Source organism: Cellulosimicrobium protaetiae (genome assembly GCF_009708005.2).
In the GTDB taxonomy this organism is placed as follows: Bacteria; Actinomycetota; Actinomycetes; order Actinomycetales; family Cellulomonadaceae; genus Cellulosimicrobium; species Cellulosimicrobium protaetiae.
Genome location: NZ_CP052757.1, coordinates 3,326,604 through 3,348,048 on the forward strand (window position 1 = coordinate 3,326,604; position 21,445 = coordinate 3,348,048).

The window sequence follows — 21,445 nt, forward strand, 5'->3', positions numbered from 1 at the left end:
CCCCCGCACGTCGCTGCCCGTCGCCGGGATGTCGAACGGCACGACGACCGGCCCGGCAACCAGACCCGCGACCGACGCCGTGCCGGTCCGCCCGAGCCGCACGTTCTACGACGAGGTCGGCGGCCACGAGACGTTCGTGCGCCTCGTCGACGCGTTCTACGAGGGCGTCGCGGACGACCCGGTCATGCGGCCGATGTATCCCGAGCAGGACCTCGGCCCGGCGCGCTGGCGCCTCACCGCGTTCCTCGAGCAGTACTGGGGCGGCCCGACGACGTACAGCGAGCAGCGCGGGCACCCGCGCCTGCGGATGCGGCACGCGCCGTTCAAGGTCAACCCCGAGGCGCGGGACCGCTGGCTCGCCCACATGCGGGCCGCCGTCGACACCCTGGACCTGCCGCCGATCCAGGAGGCGACGCTGTGGGACTATCTGGAGCGCGCGGCGCACTCGCTCCTCAACACCTTCGAGGACTGACCGACCCGCCGCCCGAGCGAAGGAGCCCCACCCGTGACCCCCGAGCCCACGCCGCCCGCCGAGTCTCCCTCGACGTCCCCCGGGCCGACGTCCGACGCCGCGCCGCAGGAGCGGGTCCCCAACCCGCTGAGCCACCTCCTCGACGTGCTGCAACTCGAGCAGGTCGGCGACGGGGACGGGTCGGCCGCCGACCCCGACCACTTCCGCGGCGTGAGCGTGCACCAGCCGACGGGTCGGGTCTACGGGGGCCAGGTGCTCGCGCAGGCCGTCCTCGCGGCGGGGCGCACCGTCCCCGAGGGCCGGCTCCCCCACTCGCTGCACGGCTACTTCCTGCGCCCCGGCGGCCTCGACGTGCCGATCGACCTCGCCGTCGAGCGGCTGCGCGACGGGCGTTCGTTCAGCGCGCGCCGGACGCACGCGATCCAGCACGGCAAGCCGATCCTGTCGATGATCGCCTCGTTCCAGGAGGACCAGGGCGGTATCGAGCACTCGTCGCCGATGCCCGACGCCCCCGCGCCGGAGGAGGTGCCGTCCGCGCTCGACGTGCTGGGCGGCATCGACCACCCGATCGCGCGCTTCTGGTCGCACCACTCGGCGTTCGAGCTGCGGCACGTGGGCGGCTCGCTCTACCTCGGTCCCGACCACGAGCCCAAGGACCACCAGATGGTGTGGATGCGGGCGCGCGGCGACGTCGGCGACGACCAGCTGCTGCACCGCGCGCTCATGGCGTACGCGTGCGACCAGGTGATGCTCGAGCCGATCCTGCGGCAGTCGGGCACGAGCTGGGTCACACCCGACCTGTCGATCGCGAGCCTCGACCACGCGATGTGGTGGCACCGCGACGTGCGCGTCGACGACTGGCTGCTCTACGTGCAGTCGGCGTCCAGCGCCCAGGGCGGACGCGGGCTCGGCGCCGCGCGCGTGTTCGCGCAGGACGGGACGCTCGTCGCGTCCATCGCGCAGGAGGGCATGGTCCGTCTCCCGGCGCTGTGACGACGGCGAGCGGCGATCCGGCCCGTGCGCGGGCCGTGCCGCGGTGAGGTCGAGGACCGTCCCGGGCTGCGACGTCGGGCCGACGACCCGACACTGACCAGGTGCGACTGCGCCGCGTGTCCGTGACCTCCCCCGGCTACTCCCGCCGCCCGAAGGGCGAGGAGTGGGTGTTCCTCGACGTCGAGGGGCTGCCCCTGACCGACGACGACGAGGTCGCGCGCTGCGCGCGGCTCGCGGTGCCGCCCGCGTGGCAGGACGTGTGGATCTGCCGCTACCCGAACGGGCACGTCCAGGCGTTCGGCCGCGACGCGGCCGGACGAGGGCAGTACCTGTACCACGAGCAGTGGCAGGCGCGCCGGGCGCGGCGCAAGCACGACCACGTGCTCGACGTCGGCCGTCGCCTGCCCGCCGCCCGGCGCCGGGTCGCGCGCGACCTCGCCGAGCCCGGGATCGGCCGCGAGAAGGTGCTCGCCCTCGCGTTCCGGCTGCTCGACCTCGCGTACTTCCGTGCGGGCGGGGAGATCTACGCCCAGCAGAACAGGAGCTACGGCCTGGCGACGATCCGCAAGGAGCACGCCCGGGTCCGCCGCGACGGGAGCGTGCACTTCCACTACCCCGCGAAGTCGGGCCAGGTGCGCGACGTCGTCGTGGACGACCCGGTGGTCGCCGAGCTCACCACGACCCTCAAGCGGCGGCGCGGCGGCGTCGAGCTGCTCGCGTGGCGCGAGGACGGCGCCGACGGGCACGCCGCGTGGCACGACGTCACGAGCGCCGACGTCCAGGCGGGCATCAAGGAGCGGCTCGGCGACGACGCGACGCCCAAGGACTTCCGCACGTGGCACGCGACCGTCCTCGCGGCGCGCGCGCTCGCCGACGCCGGGGCGGCGCCCGCCTCGGACCGGGCACGGCGCCGGGTCGTCACGGGGATCGTCAAGGACGTCGCGGAGGAGCTGGGGAACACGCCCGCCGTCGCGCGGTCCTCGTACATCGACCCGAGGCTGTTCGACCTGTGGGAGCGCGGCGAGACGATCGGCTCGACGCGCTCGCAGACGCGCGCCGAGCGCGAGGTCCTGGAGCTGCTCGCGTGAGGGCGGCGGTCACCGGGGTCACCGGGTACGTGGGCGGGCGGCTCGTGCCCGAGCTGCTGCGCGCGGGGTTCGACGTGCGCGCGCTGGCACGGCACCCCGAGCGGCTCGCGGGGCGCGAGTGGGTGCACGACGTCGAGACCGTCGCCGCGGACGCGGGTGATCTGGACCAGATCCGGGCCGCGCTCGAGGGTGCCGACGTCGCCTACTACCTCGTGCACTCGCTCGGCACCGGGAGCACGTTCGAGGCGCGCGACCGCCGCACCGCGCTCACGTTCGCGCGCGCGGCGCGCGAGGCGGGCGTCGGGCGGGTCGTGTACCTCGGCGGGATGTTCCCGGACGTCCCGGAGGGCGAGCTCTCGCGCCACCTGGCCTCGCGCAAAGAAGTCGGCGAGATCCTGCTCGCGTCCGGCGTCCCGACGACGGTCCTCCAGGCCGCGGTGATCCTCGGCTCCGGGTCCGCGTCGTTCGAGATGATGCGCTACCTCACCGAGCGGCTGCCGGCCATGACGACGCCGAAGTGGGTCGACAACCGCATCCAGCCCATCGCGGTGCGGGACGTCCTGCGCTACCTCGTCGGGTCCGCGACGATGCCGACCGACGTCTCGCGCGCGTTCGACGTCGGCGGACCGGACGTCCTCACCTACCGCGACATGATGCAGCGCTACGCGAAGGTCGCCGGGCTCCCCCGCCGCGCGATCGTCAGCGTCCCCGTGCTCACCCCGAAGCTGTCCAGCCACTGGGTCGGGCTCGTCACGCCCGTGCCGTCGGGCATCGCGCGGCCGCTCGTCGAGTCGCTCCAGCACGAGGTCGTGTGCCGGGAGCACGACATCCGGAGGTACGTCCCCGACCCGCCCGAGGGCCTGCTCGGGTTCGACCGGGCCGTCGAGCTGGCCCTGGAACGCATCCACGACGGCGAGGTCGTGACGCGCTGGTCGTCCGCCTCGATCCCGGGAGCGCCGTCGGACCCGCTGCCGAGCGACCCCGACTGGGCCGGCGGCTCGCTGTACGTCGACGAGCGGCGCACGGTCGTGGACGCGCCGCGCGACGTGCTCTGGCGCGTGGTCGAGGAGATCGGCGGGCAGGGCGGCTGGTACTCGTGGTCCCTCGCGTGGCGCGTGCGCGGGCTGCTCGACCGCGCCGTCGGCGGGCCCGGGCTGCGCCGCGGTCGGCGCGACGAGAGGCACCTGCGCGTCGACGACGAGCTCGACTGGTGGCGCGTCGAGGCGATCGAGCCCGGCCGTCGTCTGCTGCTCCGGGCCGAGATGCGCCTTCCGGGCCTCGCGTGGCTCGAGCTGCGCGTCGACGAGGCCGCCGCCGAGCTCCCCGACGCGACCGATCCCGACGCACCCGGCCCCGCGCCCGAGGACGCGACCGGACCCGGCCGGACCTACTTCGCGCAGCGCGCGCTGTTCTACCCGCACGGCCTCGCGGGCCAGCTCTACTGGTGGTCGGTGAAGCCGTTCCACGGCGTCGTGTTCGGCGGGATGCAGCGCAACGTCGCACGAGCCGCCGAAGCCCTGTCCCGACCCGACCCTCGTCGTGCGTGACGACCCGGGCCTGGCGCACCCGAGGGAGCGTCCCGTGCGCTGCCGCGCGACGTCCTCGGCGCACGGTCAGCGGCGGCGGCGGAACGCGAGCGGCTCCTCGACGTACGGCTCCCAGGCCGCGCGCTCGGCGTCGGTGATCCGTCGGGGCGCCCCGGTCGCCGCGTCGACCACGACGATCGTCGTCGCGGCCTTCGCGTAGGGGGCGCCGCCCGAGGTAGGGCCGGTGCGCTCGAACCGGGCCGCGCCGTCGTGCACCTCGTAGCAGACCTCCAGGCTCGCGCCGCCCAGGTGCCCGATCCACAGCTCGACCCGCACGGGCGTGCGCGTGAAGCCGAGCGGTCGCAGGTACTCGATCTCCTGCCGCGCGACGAGCGTGTGGCTCGTCGCGGCCGGCCCGGTCTCCAGGACCGCGGTCGGCCAGGCGTCCTCGCCCGCCTCCGGGTGGGTCCAGAACGCGGTGATGCGCGCGTCCTCGAGCAGCCGGAACATCTCGACGTTGTTCACGTGCGCGTACGCGTCGAGGTCCGACCACCGCAGGGAGACGGGGACGTGCAGGCGGGTCATGGAGGGTCCTCTCGCTCGACGGGCACGGCCGGACACGGGTGCCCCGGTCACCGACCGGGACCATTCTCCACCGGCCCGCCGAGCACGACACCACCCCGCGCCGAGAACGACATGGAGGTCGTCGTCGCGCCCAGAACGACCCTCAGGTCGTGTTCGGCGGAGAGGCGGGGGACTCAGGAGGCGGCGACGTGGGCCGCGGCGCGGCAGCTCGCGAGCGCGGAGAGCTCCTCGCCCACCGGGAGGCGCACGAGGCGGTCCGCGACCTGGCCGACGGCGTCGCGCAGGCGGCGGCGGGCCCGCGCTGCCCGCCGACGCCCACCCACGGACGCGGCGGCGCGCGAGACCAGGGCGACGAGGAGGCCGACGACGATGCCGCCGACCGCGAGCAGCGTCGGCCAGGGCATCTCCGGGGCCCCGGGGCCGCCGAGCGTCAGGACGGGGGTCGGTGGCTCGGGCAGCCGCAGGTACGTGAAGCCCCAGAGGGCGGCGAGCCACAGCAGCCCGACGCCGAGCGCCGCGAGCACGAGCCACTGGAACGCGCCGACGACGCGCCACCACACGGGTCGGCGGGACGCCTCGAGCTCGGTCCCGGCGACCGCCTGGTCGAGCGCGTCGGCGAGGTCGGCCGCACCCTCGGAGGCCCGACGCCGCACGGCGAGCGCCCAGTCGTCCGGCACGCCCGCCGTGGCCTCCGCCGCGTAGTCGCGCACGGCCGTCTGCGCCCCGGCACGCAGCGCCGCACCGACCGCGGGGAGCGAGGTCCGCGCGAGCTCGGGGCGGACCTCGGCCTCGCCTGCCCCGAGCTCCTTCGCCGTGCGCGCCCGGGCCGAGCCCGGAGCCGGACCGGTCCGCAGCCCGATGCGGCGCAGCGGGTCGGGCCGGAACCGCCCGACCCAGCGCGTGACGGGCCAGCCGGTCGCGGCGCGCGCGTCGCGGACCGCCGAGCCCCGCACGGCCGCCACGACCGTCGGTACGCCCGCGGCGGCCTCGAGCGCGTCGACGAGGCCGTCGCGCGCCCGTCGGGCGGCACGCTCGGGCACGGGTTCGCCGCACGCGGCGGCGACCCGACGGGCCACGGCGCGCACGTCGGCGGCGAGCCGGTCGTTCGCCGCGCGCCGCCGCGCCGCGGCGTCCGCGAGCAGCGTGCGGAGCTCGTCCAACCCCTGCCCCGTGCGCGCCGAGACCCCGAGCACGCGTGCGTCGGCGAGCCCGTCCTCGGCGGCGAGCCGGCGCAGGTCCGCGAGGCACGCGTCCGCGTCGGCAGGGGCGAGCCGGTCGACCTGGTTGAGCACGAGCACGACGACCGCGCCGTGCCCGGCGAGCGGACGCAGGTACCGCTCGTGCAGCGCCGCGTCGGCGTACTTCTGGGGGTCCACGACCCACACGAGCAGGTCCGCCCGCTCGACCAGGCGCTCCGCGCGCACACGGTGCTCGACGACGACCGAGTCGTGGTCCGGCAGGTCGAGCAGCACGAGACCGCTCGTGACCTCGCCCGCGCGCCGCCCCCGCAGCAGGCCGCGCAGCCCACCGCCCGAGCGCGCGTCACCCGGGTCCCCCGACGTGAGCGGCGTGCCCATCTCGTGCCGACGCCGCACCTCGAGCCAGTCGAGGAGCGCGCCCACCGCGGGCGAGCCCGCGGGACCCCACACGGCCGCGAGCGGGTGCGAGGTCGTCGGGCGCTGCACCCCGACCGTCGCGAGGTCGTCCCCGGCCAGCGCGTTGAAGACCGACGACTTGCCCGACCCCGTCGCGCCGGCGAGCGCGACGACGGTGTGGTCGGCCGAGAGCCCCGCGCGCTCGCGGGCACGCGCGACGACGGTGCGCGCGTCGGCGAGGAGGTCGGCGTCCACGCGCCCTTCGCCTGCGCGAACGGCGGTCTCGAGGGCGGTCGTGCGTGCGGAGAGGTCGATGCTCATGCGCGCTCACCACCGAGGAGGCGGCGCCAGAACCCGGGGCGCCGCGCGGGCTCGGCACCGTCCTCGTCCGGCGCCACGACCGGCTCGTCCGGCGCCCGCGGGCCCGCGCCGCGCAGGAGCCGCGCGGCGTGCCGGCCGACCGGGGTGCGGCCCGCGTCGGACGCCACACCCCGCGCGGAGCGCTCGACGCGCGCCGCCGCCTCGACCGCCCGCGCCGCCTCCCGGACCGAGCGCGCCGTCTCGTCCGCGTCGGCCGTGCCGAGCGCGTCGAGCTGGGCCGTGTAGCGCCGGGCCTCGTCGTCGAGGACGGCGCGCACACGTTCGCCGAGGCGCTCGCGCGCGGTCCGCGTCAGACGCCGCACGGCGTCGTCGCCGAACACCGCCTCGAGGAGCTTCTGCGCCAGGATCGCCGTGCCTCCCGCGATGCCGACCTCGGCACCGGTGAGGCCGCCGGTGGACGCGAACACCACGACCATGAGGCTCAGCCCGAGGCCGTTGATCCCGAACGACAGGGCGCGCGCCGCCCCACGCTTACCCGCACCCTGCTCGCGCACGAGGTCCAGCACGTCGGACTGCCACCCGCGGATCTCTTCCGCGACCCGCGCCCGCGCGCCCGCCGACGAGCGCGACAGGTCGAGCCCGTCGAGCAGCGCGGTCCCCGCCGGGTCGGCACGCCACCCGCCGTACGCGCGCTCCGCGGCCGCGTCCGTCGCGTCCAGGACGACGGCCTCCAGGCCGTGCGCGATCGCCTGCTCGACCTGCGGCGCCTGCGCGGGACGCCCGCGGAAGAACGCCGCGACGGCGTCGCGCACGCGCCCCACGCCCTGCTCGACCGAGCGGAACAGCTCGCTCGTCCCGACGAAGTCCTGCCAGCGTGCGAGCACCTCGCCGCGCAGCAGCGCGCCGTCGCTCGTCGCCGCGTCCACCGTGGCCGCGGCCTCGTCGTAGGCGCGCCCGACGACGGCCCGCAGCCGCGCGTCGGACGTCGCCTGGGCGTCGGCCGCGCCGGCGACGAGGACCGCGCGCCGCACCAGGTCGACCACGACGCCGTCGCGCGTGGCGGTCGCGACCCTGTCGCGCGCGTCGCCGTCGGCGCCCAGCGCGGACAGCCACGACGCGACCTCCGCGACGGACTGCTCCGGCAGGAAGCCGTCGACCAGCTCGGACTCCCCCACGACGAACAGCGGCGCGGCGTCCAGCCCGTTCTCGTCCATCATGCGGCGCAGGTCGTCTGCCACCGCCTCGGCGCCCGGGTCGACCCGGTCGAGCACGATCGCGACCTGCGCGCGCCGCTCGGCCGCGCGGTGCAGCAGGTCCCACGGGACCGCGTCGGCGTAGCGCGCCGCGGTCGTGACGAAGAGCCACAGGTCCGCCGCCGCGAGGAGCTGGGCCGCGAGCTCGCGGTTCGCCGTCTCCACGGAGTCGACGTCGGGCGCGTCCACGAGCGCGAGCCCCTGCGGCAGCGCGTCGCTCGCCACGAGTCGCAGCGTGCGCGTCGGGTCGGCCGGGCTCGCTGTCGAGGTGCCGGGAGTCTCGCGGGGTGCGGCCGTCTCGCGCGCGGCCGCGACGGAACCCCGCCCGTGCTCGCTCACGCGCGCGAGACCGGGCAGCACGCGGTCGGTCGAGAACCACCGCTCGTCGAGCGGGTGGTGGACCAGGACGGGGGCGCGCGTCGTCGGGCGCAGCACGCCCGGTGCGGACACGTGCTCGCCGAGCAGGGAATTCACGAGCGTCGACTTCCCCGCGCCGGTCGACCCGCCGACGACGACGAGCAGCGGCGCGGCGTGCGACCGCAGCCGTGGCAGCAGGTAGTCGTCGAGCTGGTGCACCGCCAGGTCGAGGTCCTCGCGCGCCGCCACCGAGCCCGGCAGGTCGAGCGGCAGCCGCGCGGCCGCGAGCCGGCCGCGCAGGATCTCCAGGGACTCGACGAGACCGGCCGTCGCCGCAGCGCCGGCGGCGACCGCCCCACCCGGGGCAGCTGCGTCACGGGCACTCGCGTCACGAGCAGTCACGTCATGGGCACCGGCGTCCCCGGACGACACGTCCGAGCGGGCCGCGTCGTCTCCGTCGTCACCGCTGGCCGTCATACCGCCAGTCTGCCGCAACGCCGCTGGTCAGGCCCGGTGTGACGACGGCGCGGCGGCCGCCCCGCCGCGCGAGGTCGACCCGCCCGGCACGGGATCGGCCCTCCGAGGGTCGATCGCGGAGGGTCGATCGCGTGGTCGTGCCTCACTCCCCCAGTCGGCGCCGGAGCCACGCGACCCCGACCTCGGCCTGCGCGCGCTGGAACGCCCGCACGTGCGGGATGCCCGGCGGCGCAGGGTCGAGCGAGGACTTGAGGAAGTACCCCGTGATCGCCGCGAGGTAGCAGGTCACGGCATCAGGGTCGACGTCGCGCGGCGGCGGGTGGCGGCGCAGCACCTCCTCCGGCGGCGGCCCGCCCTCGACCTGCACGGCGGGGAGCATCCCGACCGCGTCGCAGAAGGCGGCGCCGCGCGATGCGTACGGCCAGTCGACGGCGACGGCGACGAGCCCGCTCGGGGCGGGGCCGTCCGCTTCGCGGGACCACGCGCCAGGTCTCTCGTCGGGCCGGGTGAGAGGCCCCGCGTCCGGCTCGACGAGCAGCGCGTTGTCACCCCGGAGGTCGCCGTGGACGAGGTGGTCTCCCGCCGTCGCCTCGGGCCACGGCGCGGCGAGCGTGGCAAGGTCGTCGAGCCGCGCGGAGACCCAGGGGTCGTACGTGCCCAGGCCCGGCGGTCGCCGGTCGGCCAGGTCCTCCCACTCGCGCCACTCGGCCGTGTCCGCGAACCGAGGCAGGGACGTGTCGCCCGGGACGTGGATCTCCGCGACCCGGCGCGCGAGGTCGGCCACGGCCGCGAGCTCGTCGTCCCGCCACGGTGTCCGGACAGAGCGCCCCGGCACGACGTCGAACGCCAGCGCGACCCACTCGCCGGCGCCGTCGAGGTCGGCGTCGAGGACCCACCGGAGCGCGGGTGCCGGGGTCCGGTCGGGCAGCGCCGCGGCGACGCGCGCCTCGAGCCGGTACAGGTCGCGGGTGAACGCGTGCTCGGGCCCGACCGCCTTGACGAACACGCCGCCCGTCGGCGTCCGCAGGGTCGACGCGAGCCCCTGCGAGTAGCCGCCGTCGTGGCTCGTCCATCCGGAGACCGCGGCGCCCAGACGTGCCTCGATCGCGGCACGCACCGCCGTCGGGAGCTCGGGCCAGGCCGGGCGGGTGCGTGAGGGAGCGAGATCGGCGGTCATGCCGCGCGATCTTGCCGACCTCGGCAGCGCGACGTCAACGCGTTTCCACGGTTCCTCGGGCACCCCGGACGCGCCGACGCCGGGCAGGAACGTGTCCTGCCCGGCGTCGTGAGTCGATCGGTGCGTACGTCGACCGACGTCGTGCGACCAGATCAGTCGCGCGTGAGCTTGCGGTACGTCACGCGGTGCGGACGGGCCGCGTCGGCGCCGAGGCGCTCGACCTTGTTCTCCTCGTACGAGGCGAAGTTGCCCTCGAACCAGTACCAGTTCGCCGGGTCCTCCTCGGTGCCCTCGTACGCGAGGATGTGCGTCGCGACCCGGTCGAGGAACCACCGGTCGTGGGACACCACGACGGCGCAGCCGGGGAACTCGAGGAGCGCGTTCTCGAGCGAGCCGAGGGTCTCGACGTCCAGGTCGTTCGTCGGCTCGTCGAGCAGCAGGAGGTTGCCGCCCTGCTTGAGGGTGAGCGCGAGGTTGAGGCGGTTGCGCTCGCCGCCGGACAGCACGCCCGCGGGCTTCTGCTGGTCCGGGCCCTTGAACCCGAACGACGCGACGTACGCGCGCGACGGGATCTCGACGTTGCCGACCTTGATGAAGTCGAGCCCGTCGGACACGACCTCCCACAGCGTCTTCTTGGGGTCGATGCCGCCGCGCGACTGGTCGACGTACGAGATCGAGACGGTCTCGCCGACCTTGAGGTCGCCGCCGTCGAGCGGTTCGAGCCCGACGATCGTCTTGAACAGCGTCGTCTTGCCGACGCCGTTCGGGCCGATGACGCCGACGATGCCGTTGCGCGGCAGCGTGAAGCTCAGGCCGTCGATGAGCTGACGCCCGTCGAAGCCCTTCTGCAGGTTCGACGCCTCGAGGACCAGGTTGCCCAGGCGCGGGCCCGGCGGGATCTGGATCTCCTCGAAGTCGAGCTTCCTCGTGCGCTCCGCCTCGGCCGCCATCTCCTCGTACCGGGCGAGGCGAGCCTTCGACTTGGTCTGGCGGCCCTTGGCGTTGGACCGGACCCACTCGAGCTCCTCCTTGAGGCGCTTGGCGAGCTTCGCGTCCTTCTTGCCCTGGACCTGGAGGCGTTCGCCCTTCTTCTCGAGGTAGGTCGAGTAGTTGCCCTCGTAAGGGTAGAGGCGACCGCGGTCGACCTCGCAGATCCACTCCGCGACGTGGTCGAGGAAGTACCGGTCGTGGGTGACGGCGAGGATCGCGCCCGGGTACGTCGCGAGGTGCTGCTCGAGCCACAGGACGGACTCGGCGTCCAGGTGGTTCGTGGGCTCGTCGAGCAGGAGCAGGTCCGGCTTCTCGAGCAGGAGCTTGCACAGCGCGACGCGGCGGCGCTCACCACCGGAGAGCACCGACACGTCGGCGTCCGGCGGCGGGCAGCGCAGCGCGTCCATCGCCTGCTCGAGCTGGGAGTCGAGGTCCCACGCGTCGGCAGCGTCGATCGCCTCCTGCAGCGTGCCCATCTCGGCGAGGAGCGCGTCGAAGTCGGCGTCGGGCTCCGCCATGAGCGCGGAGATCTCGTCGAAGCGCTGCTTTTTGGCGAGGATGTCCGCGACGGCCTCCTGGACGTTGCCGAGGACGGTCTTCTCCTCGTTGAGCGGCGGCTCCTGCAGCAGGATGCCGACGCTGTAGCCCGGGGAGAGGCGTGCCTCGCCGTTCGAGGGCGTGTCCAGGCCGGCCATGATCTTGAGGATCGTGGACTTCCCGGCGCCGTTGGGGCCCACGACGCCGATCTTGGCGCCGGGCAGGAAGTTCAGGGAGACGTCGTCGAGGATGACCTTGTCTCCGTGCGCCTTGCGCGCCTTGTACATGGAGTAGATGAACTCAGCCACAGCCTGTCGTTCCACCGTTTCGGTCGGGAGAGGTACGGGATTCGTCGACCACTCAGCCTACGCGGTCGGGCCGCCGCGGCGCGCCCGACCGCGCCGCGACCCGCGCGGGTCGCAGCGCCGCCCACGCGGGTCGCTGCTCACACGGCTGCCGGCTCGTCGACCGCCACGTCCCGGCCGCCCGTCTCGGCACGGTCCGCGGCGTCCGCCGCGGGGTCACCCTCCGGCGGCGCGGCGTCGTCGCCCGCGAGCGCCGTGCCGACGTCCGCGAGCGTCCACGGGTCGTCGAGCTCACGCTCGTCGGGTCCCCCGTCGTGCGCGCCGTCGTGCGCCGGGACACCGGGGACACCGGTCGGCCGGGCACCCCGGTCGGGTCCGCCCTCGCCGCCACCCTCCCTGCCGGCGACGCCGTCGGTCGCCTCGCCGCGACGCGCGCCGTCACCCTCGCGCCGGTGGACCGTGCGCGCGAACCGCGCCTCGCCGAGGGCGAGGTCGGGGCCGAGCGCGGTCGCCTCCACGACCAGGCTGGTGCGCGGGCCGTCGGGGCCGTCCCACTCGTCGAGCGAGAGCCTTCCCGTGACGACCACGGGGTCGCCCTTGTGCAGCGACAACGCAACGTTGCGCGCCACGTGCTTCCACACCTTCACCGTGAACCACAGCGTGCGGCCGTCGACCCACTCGCCGCGCTCGCGGTCGAGGTAGCGGCGCGTCTGCGCGATGCGGAAGCTCGTGAAGTCGTTGCCGGACTGCGAGCGGAAGAGCGTGGGCGTGGTCGCGACGAAGCCGGTCAGCGTGACCGTGACGTCACCGGGCATGGTTCCTCCTGAGGTCGGCGGCCGGGCATCTCCCGGCCACGGCCTCAGGGTGCTGTCGGGGCGGCGGCGCCGTCCGTCGTCGTGCCGCCGCCTGTGGACAGGCCCCCGAGATCCGGGCCTGTGGGTAGCCGTAGCGCCCCGGTGAGCGGCGCGGCGGGCTCCTTGTCCCGCGCGGACTGCGCCAGCTCGCGGACCTGGCGGTGCGTGTCGAGCAGCGCCTGGGTGGGCTTGCCCATCGCGTCCTGCACGACCCGTTCGATCGCGCCGCGGCCGGAGGCGAGCACCTGCTGCTCGCGGCGCCTGGCGAGCGTGCGACGCACCTGGAGCGCGACGAGGAACGCGACCACGGCGCCGAGCACGGCGACCGCCGCCACGACCGCGCACACCGTGACGAGCGTGCGTCCGAGGTCGAGCACGCGCAGCGACCCCAGCACGGCGAGGACACCCGCGACCACGCCGACCGCGAGCGCCGACCACGCCGCGCGCCGCGTCGGCCGGGAGGACGAGGGACCGCGCGTGTCGAGGGGGATCTTCGCGAGCGCCGACCGGGTCGCCTCGGCCACCTTGCCCGCGGGGGCGACGGCGTCGTCGAGGGCCCTCTGCCACCCGGGCCGCAGCGACCGGCCCGCGCGCGCGAGCCAGCGCGAGCGGGAGAGCGCCACGGCGTCGGGCTGCGGGGGCGAGAACTCGGGGCGGCCGTAGCCGTTGCGCACCGCCGCGCCGACCTGCCCCGCGACCGCCGCGAGGCCGGTCGCGTCGGCGAGCGCGTCGACCTCCTCCTCGACGGCCGTGCTCATCGTCCACGGCACGTCGCCGGGGAGCTGCGCCAGCAGGAGGGCCCCGGCGCGGTCGAGCTCGCCCGCGACCCGGCTCGCGGCGACGCTGCGGCGCGCGACGGCCTGCTCGAGCAGCGAGCGCAGCTCGTCCAGCCCCTCGCCCGTGCGGGCGGAGACGGTCGTCACGTAGACGCCGTCGAGGCCGTCCTCCTCGAGGAGCCGCCCCATGTCCTCGACGAGCGCCGCGCGCCGCGCCTCCGGCACGGTGTCGATCTGGTTGAGCGCGACGACCATCGAGCCCTCGAGCCCCGTGGACTTCTGGAGGTAGCCCGAGTGCAGCGCGTCGTCCGCGTACTTCTGCGGGTCCACGACCCACACGAGCAGGTCGACGAGCGGGAGCACCCGGTCGACGACGTCGCGGTGCGCGGGCTCGATCGAGTCGTGGTCCGGCAGGTCGAGCAGGACGAGCCCGCCGAGCGCCGACTCGTCCTCGGCGTCGAGCTCGCCGTCGCGCGAGATGCGGCGCTCGGGGTCGACGTCGAGCCAGTCGAGCAGGGCCGTCGCGGCGTCGCTCCACGAGCACGCGGTGACGCGGGCCGTCGTCGGGCGCTTCACGCCGACGTCGGCGAAGTCGAGTCGCGACACCCGGTTGAACAGGCTCGACTTGCCCGACCCGGTGCCGCCCGCGAGCGCGACGACCGTGTGGTCGACGCCGAGCGCGAGGCGCTCCCGGACGCCGCCGATCGCGTCCCGCACCTGGGCCGCGACCGCGGGGTCGAGGTGGTCCCCCGCGAGGTCCACCGCGCGCGCGAGGTCGTCGACCCGGGCACGCAGCTGGGCGTCGTGGGACGTCACATGAGCCTCCTCAGCTCGGCGAGTCGTAGGCGGAGCCCGACGGCGGCGTCCGCCGCGAGCGACGGGTCGGCGAGGGCCGTCAGGACGGGTTCCGCCTCGCGCTCGACCATGGTCGCGGCCCGGTCGGCGAGATCGTCGCGCAGCGACGCGACCGCGGCGTCGCCGTCGTCGGCGAGGACGGTCCGCACGAGCCGTGCCGCGTCCTCGCTCCCGGCGGCGCCCGCGAGCAGCAGGGCCGCGAGCCCGGTCTCCCCGAAAGCCCTGACCGCGGCCCGCGCCGCGTCGCTCGCGGTCGGTGCCGCGAGCTCGGCCACGACCCGCTCCGCTCGCGTGGACCACTGGAGCACCTGCGTCGTGGCGGAGGCCTCGCGACGTGCGGCGGCGTCCTCCTCGGCCGGCAGGACGTCGGCGGCGCCCGGGAGCGGTCGGTCCCCGGCGAGCGCGGCGCGCAACGCCTCGTGGCCCAGCACCCCGTCGGCGGCGAGCGTGCGGCGCGCGGCGTCGCGCGTCTCGTCGAGCAGCGGGGCGAGCACGACGTCGCGCGCGCGGCCCCGGCGCTTCGACGACCGGACCACGCCGCCGCGGACCTTGACGCGGTCCACGCGCTCCGCGCCCGTCACCTGGGCCCAGCGCGCCTCGAGCGACCCGTGCGCGACGGCGCCGTCGAGCGCCGCCTGCCGTGCGGCGTCGCGCACCGGCGGGACCGCCCGCTCCGCCGCCGTGCGCAGGTCTGCCGCGGCCTCCACCTGCTGCTCCACGGCGTCCGAGACGCCCGTGACCCAGGCGGGCAGCGCGCCGAGCGCCCCCTTGAGCGTGCGCACGATGACCGCGCGCGAGCGGTCCGGCCCCGCGAGCATGGTCAGCCAGCGCGCGACCGGCGCCACGACCGAGCGGTCGAGCAGCCCCTCGTGCGGGCCGACGTCGGGCACGACGAACAGCGGCGTGCCGTCCATGCCGTGGTCGCGCAGGCGCTGCAGCAGGTCGCCGCGGATCGTCGTGAGCGTCTCGCGCGGGACCCGGTTGAGCACCATCGCGACGCTCGCACCGCGCTCCTTCGCGCGCGACAACGCCTGCCACGGCAGCGCGTCGCCGTAGCGCGAGGCGGTCGTGACGAACAGCCACAGGTCCGCCGCCTCGAGCAGCAGGCTCGCGGTGTCGCGGTTCTCCGAGAGCAGCGAGTCCAGGTCCGGGGCGTCGAGCAGCCCGGTGCCGCGCGGGACGCCGTCGTGGTCGATGACGCGCGCGACGCGCGTCACGGGCCCGTCGACGATCACGTCGGCGTCGAGCGGGTTGAACGCGAGGACGGGCTCGCGCGTCGTGGGGCGCAGCACGCCCGCCTGCGACACCTCCTCGCCGAGCAGCGAGTTGTACAGCGTCGACTTCCCGGCACCCGTCGAGCCGGCGATCACGACGATCGCCGGCGAGGAGAGCTCGCGCAGCCGCGGCAGCAGGTGCTCGTCGAGCTGCGTGAGCAGCCGACGCCGCGAGGCGTCCGCGTCCGTCGCGCCGTCGATCGCGAGCGGGAGGCGCACGTCCGCCACGTCGCGGCGCAGGTCGCGCGCGACGTCGAAGACCGTGACACCGAGCTCCTCGGTCGCCTGCGCGGGCCTCCACGAGCCCGGCGACCGGCCCGTGGCGGTCGCGCTCGCGTCGCTCGTGGCGGCGTCTGGGGTTCTCACTGGTTCATAGTGACGGCTGCACGGGGCCCCGCCAAACGCACGCGCCGCACGGCGCGCGACCACGCGACCTGCACGTCCACCACCACGGCCCCGACCTCCCGAGCACGCCCGGCTCCCACTACGATGGGCGCGCGCCTCGATAGCTCAATGGATAGAGCAACGGCCTTCTAATCCGTAGGTTGCAGGTTCGAGTCCTGCTCGGGGCACCACTCGTACCGGCCGCGCGTCACGTTCCCGTCGCCCAGCGAGGGTCGTAGTCCGGGTGCTCGGCGTAGGGGGTCGCGAGGGCCCTGAGGATGCGGTCCCCGACGAAGGCGACACCGCTCTCGCTGCGCTCGTCCGTCTCCCGCTCGAGGTCGACCGTCATGTCGTACCCGGTCGCCTCGTAGGCGAGGGTGATGATGCGCCGCTTCACCGCACACTCGTCCAGCCGCCGCGACCGAGACCACGGACCGCCCGGAACCGCGTCATCGGACGCCGCGGAGGCCGCCTCGTCCTCGTCGATCCTGGCGAGCAGGAACTCGGTCAGCGTCATCTCGCCATCCTCCCACCAGTGCCCGGCCCCGGCCCCCGGCCCCGCGGTCCGATCCCAGACGGCGAGCGCCGCCCGCCGGTGTAGTGTCGAGGTGTGGTTGATCGCCGGATCGGCCCACGTGACGTCGGCCAGTCCGAAGCCCTCCTCCCCGAGCGCGACGCGCTCGTGCAGGACGAGGACGACGAGGGCGCGCGGTGGGACGACGACGGCGGTCACGAACCCGACCTGGAGGACGAACCCCGATCTCCTTGAGTGGGACGCCTGGCGCCTCACCGACTGCCTCGACGGCAGCGGACGAGAGCCGGTACGCCGGCTCCGAGGATCGGACGACGCCATGAGCACCACCACCTCCACCCCCACGTCCTTCGGGCGGGTCCAGGACACCGCGCTGCAGCTCCGGGGGGTGCTCGAGACCGCCCTGCCGCGTGAGCTCGGCACGGACGCCGAGCCCGCGCTCTACACCGTGACCGCGGTCTTCTCCCGTCGGGTCTCGGGACCCGAGCAGGCGCTGCTCGAGCTCCCCGCCGTGACCGCGCTGCTCGCCGACCACGGGTACCCCGGGATCGTGCTCCGGGTCGAGGACCGTCGCCTGCTCGTCGAGAACACGAACCTGGCCATGCTCTCCGGCGGGCTCGCGCACGAGATCGCCGCGGTGCTCCGCGACGTCGAGGGAGCGATCGCGGCCGAGCGCACGCGCAAGGCCGACGAGCTGGCCGAGTGGCGCGCCGCCGAGGTGCTGCGCGCGGCGACGGTGAAGGTCGAGGCGGATCGTGTCCGCTTCGAGTGAGCGGTCGCGCACGACCGGCGTCGTCGCCCGCGCGCGCCCTTCGGCGAACCGGACCACGCGCGACTACTCGGTGCTCGCGAAGATCGTGCGCGAGTCCGGGCTCCTGCGCCGGCGCTACGCGTACTACTGGACCCGGCTCGTCCTGACGGTTGCCGCCCTGGGGGCGGTGTGGGCGGGTGTCGTGCTCGTGGGTGACTCGTGGTGGCAGCTCGCGCTCGCCGCGGCGCTCGCGCTCGTGCTCTCCCAGCTCGCGTTCCTCGGCCACGACAGCTCCCACCGGCAGATCTTCCGGTCGCGCGCGTGGAACGACTGGACCGCGCGCATCCTGGCCAACGCGCTCGTCGGGCTGAGCCACGTCTGGTGGACCACCAAGCACGACGCCCACCACGCGGCACCGAACCAGGAGGGTCACGACCCGGACATCTCGCCGGGGGTCGTCGCCTTCACGCCTGCGGCCCTGGCCAGCCGCCGCGGCTGGCGCGCGTGGCTGGCCCACCGGCAGGGCTGGTACTTCTTCCCGCTCCTCACCCTCGAAGGGCTCCACCTGCACGTCGCGAGCGTGCGCAAGGTGCTCGGACGCGGGCCCGTGCCACACCGTGGCGTGGAGGTGCCGGTCCTGCTCGCGCGGCTCGCGCTCTACCTGGTCGCGCTGGGCGTGCTCCTGCCCCCGGCTCTCGCGCTCGCGTTCCTCGCCGTCCAGCTCGCCGTGTTCGGTGTCCTGCTCGGCGGTGCGTTCGCGCCCAACCACAAGGGCATGCCGATCGTGCCCGCGACGGCGGACATCGACTTCCTGCGCCGCCAGGTGCTGATGTCCCGCAACATCCGCGGGGGCGCCGTCGTCGACTTCCTCATGGGCGGCCTGAACCGGCAGGTCGAGCATCACCTCTTCCCGAGCATGCCGCGACCGAACCTCAGGACGGTCCAGCCCCTCGTGCGCGAGTACTGCTCGCAGCTCGGGGTCACCTACACCGAGGTCGGCTTCTTCGCCTCGTACCGCATCGTGATCGGCTACCTCAACGACGTCCCCGGCCGTGCCCGCGACCCGTTCTCCTGCCCCCTGGCCGCCGGCCTCGGCAGGTGAGATACGGCGGTCCCGTCGAGGAGACTCCCCGCGGCTCCCAGGTTCGCTCCCAGGAACGAGGCGTACGATCAGGACATCCGTGGCGAACGTGCCCCGTCTGAGGTGCGCGGGCCCGGAATCCCGAGGGAGGCCGTCATGGCCACCATCCCACCCCTGGCGTCCGCCACCAACGGCGAGCCGACAGCGGCTGTCCACGGCACCCGTCCGAGTTCCGTCACCCGCACCTCCGGCGCCCCGGCCGGTGCACCCCGTACACGTGCCGGCGCCACCTGGGTCGGGTTGTGCGTCGCCGCCCTCGTCCTCGTCGCGCTCATCGTCTTCATGCTCCAGAACACCCAGGCCGTGCTCGTCTCCTTCCTGGGCTGGCAGGGCTCCGTCCCGCTCGCGCTCGCCCTGCTCGTCGCCGGCGTCGGGGTCGGGGTCGTCGCCCTCGTCGTCGGCACGCTGCGCATCCACCAGCTCCGCCGCCGCCTCGCGCAACACCGGTAGTGCCGCGCCCTCGCGCCCGTCCGTGCTCAACCGAACGACGGGGCCGTCGCGCGGTCGATCTCGACCAGGTAGGCGTGCCGCTCCTCGCCGCGCGGGTAGGGGCCGCCGGTGTAGAGCTCGGAGAGCCGGTCGACGACGGCCCAGCCCGCGTCGCCGTCGAGCACCTCGACGACGCGACCGCGCAGGGTCGCCATGACGAACGGGTTCCCGGTCTCCGTCACGGACACCGCGACGCGCGGGTCGCGCGCGAGGTTGCGCGCCTTGCGCGAGCCGGGGCCCGTGAGGAACGCGAGCCGGTCCCCCTCCCAGCCGACCCAGAGCGGCACGACGTGCGGGCCGCCGTCGGGCAGGACGGTCGCGAGGTGCGCGACGTGCGGTCCGGCGACGAGCACGCGGGCCACCTCGGGGACGTGGGCGGGACCGGGTGCGGGCCGCGCGCTCACACGATCGCCCCGCACGACAGGTCGACGACGACCCCCGTCGTCGCACCCGCGGCGTCGGACGCGAGGTAGACGGCCGTGCCGGCGACCTCGGAGAGCCGCGGCAGGCGGCCGAGCAGCGTGTCCTTGACGAGCATGGGCAGGTCGTCGTCCGACGCGCCGACGGTCTCGGGCGTGAAGTTGGGCCGGAGCCCGACGACCCGCACGCCGTGGCGGCCGACCTCGCCGGCGAGGCTGCGCACGAGGGTCTCGATCGAGGCGCACGCGAGGCTGAACCCGCCCATCTCGTGGCGCGACTCCCGCGCGGCCGTCGACGAGAGCATGACGATCGCCCCGGACCCCTGGGCGATCATGTGCCGCGCCGCCGCGGTCGCCGTGAGGAAGTGGGTCGTCGTCGCGGACACGATCGGCGCCACGAAGTCCTGGAGGGACATCTCGACGAGCGGGACGTTCTGGAGCACGTCGTACGCGACGGCGTTGAAGGACACGTCGAGGCTCCCTGCCCGCTCGACCACGAGCGCCGCGTGCGCGTCGACCGACTCCTTGTCCGTCGCGTCGACGACGGCGGTGCCCGCCCGCCCGCCGGCGGCCCGGATCTCCTCGGCGAGCGCGTCGAGCGTGGCGGCCGTCCGTCCCGCGAGGAAGACGTGCGCGCCCGCGGCGGCGAACGCGCGGCTCACCGCCGACCCCATCGACCCCGCGGCCCCGTAGACCACCGCGTTCTTCCCGGCGAGCTGCATCTGACGTCCCTTCCTCGACGGTGGCGCGCACGTCCGCGGAGGGCGTGCGCAGCGAACTCTCGCAGACGGACGACGGCGCGGGCGGGCGGAACTCATCGGCCGCCCGGACGTTGGGTCTGGCATGGGGAGTTCTCACCCTCCCGATCCCCGGAAAGGGTAAAGATCAGGCCACCGGCCGTAGATATACTCGGCCGACCGGCGCAGGCCGGTTCCGCCCGGTTCGCCCGGGTCGAGGGGGAGCTCGCGAGGGCCGCCCCACCCGCCACCGACGGCGTCCGACGGCACGCACGAGCGAAGGACAGACATGACCGAGGCAGCACCGCTCCAGCCCCCCGCTCCGACGGAGACGCTCACGCTCAGCGCCCCGGAGCCCGTCAAGCCGGTCGCCACCACGCAGGCTCCGTCGCTCGCCCCGCGCGTCGACGAGGCCGCGATCCCCGGCCTCCAGTCGAAGGTCTCCTCCTATCTCGACCAGCTCCTCGCGACGGACACCCGTTCGCCGGAGTTCGCCGCGAAGGCCGACGACATCCGCAAGATGGGCGACAAGGACATCCGCGCGGCCTCGGACGTCTCGAACCGCATGCTCGAGATGCCGGTCCGGGAGCTGCGCGAGGGCGGCGTCTCCGAGAGCTCGAAGGTGAGCAAGTCGCTGCTCGAGCTGCGCCGCACGGTCGAGGACCTCGACCCGAGCGAGGCGAGCATGGGCAAGAAGTTCCTGGGCCTCATCCCGTTCGGCGGGAAGCTCCAGGACTACTTCCGCCGCTACGAGAGCTCGCAGAAGCAGCTCAACGCGATCGTCCAGTCGCTCTACAACGGCCAGGACGAGCTCCGCAAGGACAACGCCGCGCTCAACCTCGAGAAGCAGAACCTCTGGGACTCGATGGCCCGGCTCAACCAGTACATCTTCATCGCCGAGCGCCTCGACACCGAGCTCTCCACGAAGATCGCCGAGCTCGAGGCGAGCGACCCCGAGCGTGCCCAGGCGCTGCGCGAGGACGTGCTGTTCTACGTCCGCCAGAAGCACCAGGACCTGCTCACGCAGCTCGCGGTGTCCATCCAGGGCTACCTCGCGATGGACATCATCATGAAGAACAACGTCGAGCTCATCAAGGGCGTCGACCGCGCGACGACGACGACGGTCTCGGCGCTGCGCACGGCCGTCATCGTGGCGCAGGCGCTCGCGAACCAGAAGCTCGTGCTCGACCAGATCACGGCGCTCAACACGACGACGTCGAACATGATCGCCTCGACCTCGAAGATGCTCGCGGACCAGTCGGCGAGCATCCAGCAGCAGGCCGCGAGCGCGACCGTCGGGCTCCCCCAGCTCCAGCAGGCGTTCGCGAACATCTATGCGACGCTCGACTCGATCTCGACCTTCAAGACGCAGGCGCTCGACTCGATGGCGCAGACCATCGGCGTGCTCGAGACCGAGACGACGAAGGCGAACGAGTACCTCGACCGCGCGCGCCGCTCGGACCAGTCCCAGGTCGGCAACGGCTCGCTCGACATCGGGCGCCTGTGACCCCTGGCGACGTACGACCCTCGTCCTCCCGCGGCCCGACCGCCGCTCCC

Annotated in this window: 19 protein-coding genes and 1 tRNA gene; 9 read left to right on the forward strand and 11 right to left on the reverse strand. The window is 74.8% G+C overall.

The window, feature by feature from the left end:
- Positions 1–28 precede the first annotated feature (28 nt).
- The 4 genes from FIC82_RS14295 (at position 29) to FIC82_RS14310 (ending at position 4,100) form a co-directional block, all read left to right on the forward strand.
- Positions 29–472 carry a globin gene (locus FIC82_RS14295; RefSeq protein ID WP_154800318.1) on the forward strand — a complete coding sequence of 148 codons (444 nt, stop codon included), beginning with the start codon at positions 29–31 and terminating at the stop codon, positions 470–472.
- Between the two features lie 144 nt (positions 473–616).
- Positions 617–1,465: an acyl-CoA thioesterase gene (locus FIC82_RS14300; RefSeq protein WP_253691826.1), complete on the forward strand. Its 849-nt coding sequence runs from the start codon at positions 617–619 to the stop codon at positions 1,463–1,465.
- Positions 1,466–1,566: 101 nt separating this feature from the next.
- Positions 1,567–2,553, forward strand: coding sequence for a DNA topoisomerase IB (locus tag FIC82_RS14305; protein ID WP_168731904.1), 987 nt, complete (start codon positions 1,567–1,569; stop codon positions 2,551–2,553).
- Positions 2,550–4,100 (forward strand): SDR family oxidoreductase, encoded by a 1,551-nt coding sequence (locus FIC82_RS14310; protein WP_253691190.1) that lies wholly within the window; start codon positions 2,550–2,552, stop codon positions 4,098–4,100. The genes FIC82_RS14305 and FIC82_RS14310 overlap by 4 nt, the downstream gene beginning before the upstream one ends.
- 66 nt (positions 4,101–4,166) lie before the next feature.
- On the opposite strand, the gene FIC82_RS14315 is transcribed toward FIC82_RS14310, so the two are convergent.
- The 8 genes from FIC82_RS14315 to FIC82_RS14350 form a co-directional block, all read right to left on the reverse strand.
- The gene (locus FIC82_RS14315) at positions 4,167–4,664 is read right to left on the reverse strand and encodes an acyl-CoA thioesterase (protein ID WP_154798969.1); all 498 of its coding nucleotides are present in this window, start codon (positions 4,662–4,664) and stop codon (positions 4,167–4,169) included.
- Positions 4,665–4,837: 173 nt separating this feature from the next.
- Entirely contained in the window at positions 4,838–6,580 is a 1,743-nt protein-coding gene (locus FIC82_RS14320; RefSeq protein ID WP_154798970.1) for a GTPase, read from the reverse strand.
- Positions 6,577–8,667 (reverse strand): dynamin family protein, encoded by a 2,091-nt coding sequence (locus FIC82_RS14325; RefSeq protein WP_154798971.1) that lies wholly within the window; start codon positions 8,665–8,667, stop codon positions 6,577–6,579. The genes FIC82_RS14320 and FIC82_RS14325 overlap by 4 nt, the downstream gene beginning before the upstream one ends.
- Positions 8,668–8,809: 142 nt before the next feature.
- Positions 8,810–9,844 carry a phosphotransferase family protein gene (locus FIC82_RS14330; protein WP_154798972.1) on the reverse strand — a complete coding sequence of 345 codons (1,035 nt, stop codon included), beginning with the start codon at positions 9,842–9,844 and terminating at the stop codon, positions 8,810–8,812.
- A 152-nt stretch (positions 9,845–9,996) separates the two neighbouring features.
- Positions 9,997–11,679: an energy-dependent translational throttle protein EttA gene (gene ettA, locus FIC82_RS14335; protein ID WP_168731906.1), complete on the reverse strand. Its 1,683-nt coding sequence runs from the start codon at positions 11,677–11,679 to the stop codon at positions 9,997–9,999.
- A gap of 137 nt (positions 11,680–11,816) precedes the next feature.
- Entirely contained in the window at positions 11,817–12,491 is a 675-nt protein-coding gene (locus FIC82_RS14340) for a single-stranded DNA-binding protein (protein WP_154798973.1), read from the reverse strand.
- Between the two features lie 44 nt (positions 12,492–12,535).
- The gene (locus tag FIC82_RS14345) at positions 12,536–14,122 is read right to left on the reverse strand and encodes a P-loop NTPase family protein (RefSeq protein ID WP_168731907.1); all 1,587 of its coding nucleotides are present in this window, start codon (positions 14,120–14,122) and stop codon (positions 12,536–12,538) included.
- A complete protein-coding gene (locus tag FIC82_RS14350; RefSeq protein ID WP_168731908.1) occupies positions 14,119–15,801 on the reverse strand; it encodes a GTPase in 1,683 nt (560 codons plus the stop codon). The genes FIC82_RS14345 and FIC82_RS14350 overlap by 4 nt, the downstream gene beginning before the upstream one ends.
- Positions 15,802–15,934: 133 nt before the next feature.
- Here FIC82_RS14350 and FIC82_RS14355 point away from each other — a divergent pair.
- Positions 15,935–16,010, forward strand: a tRNA-Arg gene (locus FIC82_RS14355).
- A 17-nt stretch (positions 16,011–16,027) separates the two neighbouring features.
- On the opposite strand, the gene FIC82_RS14360 is transcribed toward FIC82_RS14355, so the two are convergent.
- Positions 16,028–16,552 carry a DUF6221 family protein gene (locus FIC82_RS14360; protein WP_154798974.1) on the reverse strand — a complete coding sequence of 175 codons (525 nt, stop codon included), beginning with the start codon at positions 16,550–16,552 and terminating at the stop codon, positions 16,028–16,030.
- Between the two features lie 118 nt (positions 16,553–16,670).
- On the opposite strand from FIC82_RS14360, the gene FIC82_RS14365 reads away from it, so the two are divergent.
- The 3 genes from FIC82_RS14365 (at position 16,671) to FIC82_RS14375 (ending at position 18,693) form a co-directional block, all read left to right on the forward strand.
- Complete coding sequence (locus tag FIC82_RS14365; protein WP_154798975.1) at positions 16,671–17,123, forward strand: hypothetical protein; 453 nt, start codon at positions 16,671–16,673, stop codon at positions 17,121–17,123.
- Positions 17,107–18,204, forward strand: coding sequence for a fatty acid desaturase family protein (locus FIC82_RS14370; RefSeq protein WP_168731909.1), 1,098 nt, complete (start codon positions 17,107–17,109; stop codon positions 18,202–18,204). The genes FIC82_RS14365 and FIC82_RS14370 overlap by 17 nt, the downstream gene beginning before the upstream one ends.
- A gap of 135 nt (positions 18,205–18,339) precedes the next feature.
- Positions 18,340–18,693 carry a lipopolysaccharide assembly protein LapA domain-containing protein gene (locus FIC82_RS14375; RefSeq protein WP_154798976.1) on the forward strand — a complete coding sequence of 118 codons (354 nt, stop codon included), beginning with the start codon at positions 18,340–18,342 and terminating at the stop codon, positions 18,691–18,693.
- 26 nt (positions 18,694–18,719) lie between these two features.
- Here the strand turns inward: FIC82_RS14375 and FIC82_RS14380 are convergent, their stop codons facing one another.
- Positions 18,720–19,085, reverse strand: coding sequence for a PPOX class F420-dependent oxidoreductase (locus FIC82_RS14380; RefSeq protein WP_253691192.1), 366 nt, complete (start codon positions 19,083–19,085; stop codon positions 18,720–18,722).
- Between the two features lie 47 nt (positions 19,086–19,132).
- On the reverse strand, positions 19,133–19,873 hold the full coding sequence (locus FIC82_RS14385; RefSeq protein ID WP_154798977.1) for an SDR family NAD(P)-dependent oxidoreductase: 741 nt from the start codon (positions 19,871–19,873) through the stop codon (positions 19,133–19,135).
- A 304-nt stretch (positions 19,874–20,177) separates the two neighbouring features.
- On the opposite strand from FIC82_RS14385, the gene FIC82_RS14390 reads away from it, so the two are divergent.
- Complete coding sequence (locus FIC82_RS14390; protein ID WP_087471651.1) at positions 20,178–21,395, forward strand: toxic anion resistance protein; 1,218 nt, start codon at positions 20,178–20,180, stop codon at positions 21,393–21,395.
- Positions 21,396–21,445: the final 50 nt, after the last annotated feature.